Consider the following 4,696-nt stretch of genomic DNA (forward strand, 5'->3'; position numbering starts at 1 on the left):
TGACAAATGACAAATGACAAATGACAAATGACAAATGACAAATGACAAATGACTATTCCCCAATTTCCGCCAATTCCAACCAACGTTCTGTGGCTGTATCAATAGTATGAGTCAAGGTTTCTAATTTCTGATAAAGTTCCTGCACCTGATCCACTTTACCAGGAGATGAATTATACAGCGCTTTCTCCACCTCTGCCTTCTCCGCTTCCAGTTGGGGAATTTTATCCTCTAATTCTTCAAACTCGCGCCGTTCCCAATTAGAAAGCCGACGCGGTTTTCCATTACCAGACGATTGCGTTTTCAGCGTTTCCCCAGTTGCCGACTTTTCTGATTTCTGTTGCATCTTAGCACTGGCTTCAGCCGCTGCTGCTGCTTCCGCTTCCTTGTAATCCAGATACACAGAATAGTTACCGGGATACTGACGCAGAATCCCTTCTGATTCTAAGGCAAAAATTTTGTTGACGGTGCGATCTAAAAAATAGCGATCGTGAGATACCACAATCACACAGCCATTGAAATTTTCTAGATAATCTTCCAGTACCGAAAGTGTTTGTACATCTAGATCATTGGTCGGTTCGTCTAGAATAAGCACATTGGGAGCACTCATTAAGACACGCAACAAAAATAGGCGGCGCTTTTCTCCCCCAGACAGTTTATGAATGGGAATATATTGTTGATCCGGTGGAAACAGAAAACGCTCCAACATTTGCGAAGCCGTAATCAGCGTTCCATCCCCCGCTTCCACATATTCTGCCACTTCTTTCAGGTAATCAATCACCCGCTGATTTTCATTGATTGCCGTTAGTAAATCATCAGAATGCTGGTCAAAATAGCCGAAGTGAATCGTTGCGCCAATCTCCACCTCACCTGAATCTGGCTCAATTCGCCCAGTGATAATATCCATCAACGTGGATTTACCACTACCATTTTCGCCAATAATGCCAACGCGATCATCTGGACTAAATTCGTAAGTAAAGTCTTTAATTAACGTGCGATCGCCGTATCCCTTAGAGACATTCTCTAACTCAATTACTTTATTGCCAATCCGACGACTGGCTGTGGAAATATCGACCTTACCTTGAGCCTGTTTAAACTCTTGATCCTGCATCTGATGGATGCGATCAATTCGCGCTTTCTGCTTCGTACTTCGCGCTTTCGGACCTCGTTTCAGCCATTCCAACTCTCGCCGCAATACATTCTGATGTTTCCGTTCTTGACTGACGGCAGTTTCTTCAGCCAGGGCTTTTTTCTCTAAGTAGTAGGCATAGTTGCCATTGTAGGTATAAATATCACCTCGGTCAATTTCAATAATCCGATTGGTGACTTGATCCAAAAAATAGCGATCGTGGGTAATTAATAGAATGGCTCCCGGATATGATTTCAAATATCCCTGTAACCATTCCACCGACATGGCATCTAAATGGTTGGTGGGTTCATCCATCAGTAACACATCGGGTTCTGATAGTAACGCTGTTGCCAAGGCGATGCGCTTCCGATAACCTCCGGATAAATTACCAATTAGTGTATCAAAGTCTTGAATCCCTAGCTTAGTGAGGATGACTTTTGCACTGGTTTCTAAGTCCCAAGCACCTAGAGTTTCGATGCGCTGTGTCACCTGAGATAAACGTGCCATCACTTGTTTATCGTCTGAATTTAGTGCCAATTTGTGAGATAATTCCTCATAATCCCGGATGAGTTTCATTTGTTCACCACTATCGGCAAAGATCTGTTCTAATACAGTACGATTTTCATCTAAGTCAGGTTGTTGAGGTAAGTAGGCAATTCTCGCGCCGGGATTGACCAGAAATTGACCACCATCAATGGGTTCGAGTCCAGCAATCATTTTTAATAGAGTGGATTTGCCCGATCCATTCGTACCGATTAAGCCGACTTTATCGTTAGCATCGAGGCTAAAGCTGGCATCTTTGAGGATTTCTTTAATGCCAAAATCTTTTTTAACGGATTGCAGCGTGAAGATACTCATTAAATTTCTAATTTGATCCTATTTCTAAATTTGCCCTATTTATTGATTGATGGGAAAACAGTGTGTGCGTCTCTGCACGTAAAACTGTTTCATGTTATATGCAGTTGTATCGTTTGTCTATCATACCTGTAGTTATTGGGACAAAAACCTTACTCTTCTATTCTTTTACCCTTTTACCCCTTCCCCACTCTATACAACCAATGTTACCGGACTTGATATTATCCCTCATCCTTATTTTCACGCTAACACGTTCACATTAAATTCGCGATCGCAACACAGACAGATCCCCGACTTCTTCAAGAAGTCGGGAATTTTGCTTAAGGCTATAGTAAGTTGACACGGATAGCTACGTCTCCTCCCCGATTCTGCTGCACTCGGTTTGTGTCACCTGATGGCGATAGCTAAATAGTTGTTCGAGTTGGGCGTCTACCCACCAACCCAACAGCCTCTCGACTAGCCATCCTCCCGGTAATCCATATTCAATTCTATCGGTTAAGCGGGTTTTGCCTGCTTCTGGACTAAATTGGTGGCGATGAACCCAATACGCCATCGGTCCTTCCTTCTGTTTATCAGTAAAGATGGAATAGGGTTCGCATTCGGTGTGAACCGCTACCCAGCGCAGCGGAATTGGACCAACAAATAGACGGAATTCCGAAATCGCACCCACACCTAACCCACCCTCGCGACGTACAACCTGAACAGGTTGCCAAGGCGGATTTAGTCTTTCTAGGATATCTTGACGCTCGTGAAAGTTCCAGACAACCTCCACGGGTGCGTCAATGAGCGTGGACTTGCAATAGTGCAGCATAGAACCATTATCCCTGATTTGTCAGCTTGATTCCCAGCAAGCTGAACTTGACACGATCTAGGGTATCGTGATGTCAGGCACATAAGTTTTGTCTAAGTTCAGTATCAAGTTACACAATACGTCAACGCGATCGCTAACATCTCTTTTCCATACTGAAAACAGCACAGTCAACAGCGTTGAAAACAGGGAATTGGGGGATTTATGACACGGAATTTGACCAAGCTGCAACTCACGAACATTGGCTGGACAGATGGTTTTGCTATTTGGCGACTTCGTAATCTGAATGATATTGATATTTGTTATAACTGGGATGTTTATGAAACAGGTCAGGCGGGTCAGGGGATTGCTTTAGCCAAATATGATGTCTTTTTTTATACGTCTTTAGTCAGAGGACCAAATACAGCGAGAGTATTAGTCAATGGTATCCAGCAAATGGTTAAATCCGTCCATTTAAACTATGCATTTTATCACAGTATTGAACCCCTGCCTGAACCCATTCCTCCTAGTTTAGAACTCCAGAGTCTTGATCAGAAACAGCTTTGTGTGATGGTTTAGGGATCTGTCAATTAAAATGAGGACAAGGGGATAAGGAAGATAGGGGAGGGTTTCTCAATCACCTGTTTCCCAAATACCAATCACTTATAGCCATGCAACAGTTAGAAAAAAAACTTACACTTGAAGACTTTCTGGCAATGCCAGAATCCGATGTAACCCATGAATTAGTCGAGGGCGAGGCGGTACCAAAGATGTCACCAAAACGATTTCATTCAGCTTTGCAGAAGACATTGTTATTTATCATCGATAAGTGTTGTCAGGGAAAAGGTGAAGTTTACCCAGAATGGGCGATCGCGTTAAAACGTCGCGATAAAAACTGGGTTCCTGTGCCAGATTTGACCTATATTTCTTATCAGCGACTACCGACAGACGTGATGGAAGATGAACCTTGTCCAGTTCCCCCAGAATTAGCCATTGAAATTATTTCACAGGGACAAAGATTTGGCACATTGATGGAGAAAGCCACTGACTATCTAGAAGCGGGAGTCTTACGAGTTTGGGTTGTCGATCCCCACGCCAGAAGTATCACCGTTTTCTATCCCGATGCGCCACCGCGAACCTATACGAAAGATATGGTGATCACCGATTCGTTGTTTGAGGGATTAGAATTGACGCCGCAGCAGATATTTGGCGAAGCGAGATTACCTGAGAAGGATTAATCTGCTTTTGAAACCCCTTTTTATAGCTTGGGTATTTTTTCCTTCTGCCCTCTTGTGCCCTCTGCCTTGTTCCTTACACCGCTATCAGAAAAAATGTACCCCTTGCTCCCCCAGCTTCCCCGGTGGGAAGGGGGCTGGGGGGTTAGGTTTTTCCAATTCGCCAGCAGTATCCTCACCAGGCGGTTGGGTAAACCTCACCCCCCGACTCCAGGAGTCACGCTAGGATGTTTACATAAGTTTACATTCTTAGCGTAACCATGATTAATCTGATCGAATCCACCAAAGACTACTGGAGAAAGCTAGACGAGTTAGAAGCCGCCTACAAGCAAGGCGATGTCTCCATTGAGGAAGTTGATGTTAGAGTGGCTCAACTCATGGATGAACTCGGTCATGAACGTAGAGTAACTTTACGTACCATAAGGCAAAGTATAGTTCGGCTTTGGCAAGACCAACGCGAAACTCTCCTTGGCTTCGCGTTTCTAGCAATTTTGACTTATGCTTGGTTCATCTTCAACTAGGCTAAACCGGTGGGAAAAATTCCAGTTAACGGTGGGGATTGTCATTTGTCATTTGTCATTTGTCATTTGTCATCAGCTCTTCGGCATTTAAACCTTAATGCCAATAATTGCGAAATCCTTGCCGTAGTGCGAGCATCTTGCTCGCTACATTGAGCATCTTGCTCGCTACATT

The 4,696-nt window shown here is 43.9% G+C and carries 5 protein-coding genes; 3 read left to right on the top strand and 2 right to left on the bottom strand.

Translation table 11 applies throughout. From position 1 onward, the window contains the following. Positions 1-52 precede the first annotated feature (52 nt). Both ACLFWI_RS27185 and ACLFWI_RS27190 read right to left on the bottom strand, forming a co-directional pair. The gene (locus ACLFWI_RS27185; RefSeq protein WP_446415522.1) at positions 53-1,984 is read right to left on the bottom strand and encodes an ABC-F family ATP-binding cassette domain-containing protein; all 1,932 of its coding nucleotides are present in this window, start codon (positions 1,982-1,984) and stop codon (positions 53-55) included. 346 nt (positions 1,985-2,330) lie between these two features. Further along, positions 2,331-2,792, bottom strand: coding sequence for an SRPBCC family protein (locus ACLFWI_RS27190; RefSeq protein ID WP_446415523.1), 462 nt, complete (start codon positions 2,790-2,792; stop codon positions 2,331-2,333). 201 nt (positions 2,793-2,993) lie between these two features. On the opposite strand from ACLFWI_RS27190, the gene ACLFWI_RS27195 reads away from it, so the two are divergent. The 3 genes from ACLFWI_RS27195 (at position 2,994) to ACLFWI_RS27205 (ending at position 4,524) form a co-directional block, all read left to right on the top strand. After that, a complete protein-coding gene (locus ACLFWI_RS27195; protein WP_446415524.1) occupies positions 2,994-3,347 on the top strand; it encodes a hypothetical protein in 354 nt (117 codons plus the stop codon). Positions 3,348-3,439: 92 nt separating this feature from the next. Beyond that, positions 3,440-4,006 carry a Uma2 family endonuclease gene (locus tag ACLFWI_RS27200; RefSeq protein WP_446415525.1) on the top strand — a complete coding sequence of 189 codons (567 nt, stop codon included), beginning with the start codon at positions 3,440-3,442 and terminating at the stop codon, positions 4,004-4,006. Between the two features lie 257 nt (positions 4,007-4,263). Beyond that, positions 4,264-4,524, top strand: coding sequence for a hypothetical protein (locus ACLFWI_RS27205; RefSeq protein WP_446415526.1), 261 nt, complete (start codon positions 4,264-4,266; stop codon positions 4,522-4,524). The last annotated feature ends 172 nt before the right edge of the window (positions 4,525-4,696 follow it).

The organism is Coleofasciculus sp. (assembly GCF_046539235.1).
Taxonomy (GTDB): Bacteria; Cyanobacteriota; Cyanobacteriia; order Cyanobacteriales; family Coleofasciculaceae; genus Coleofasciculus.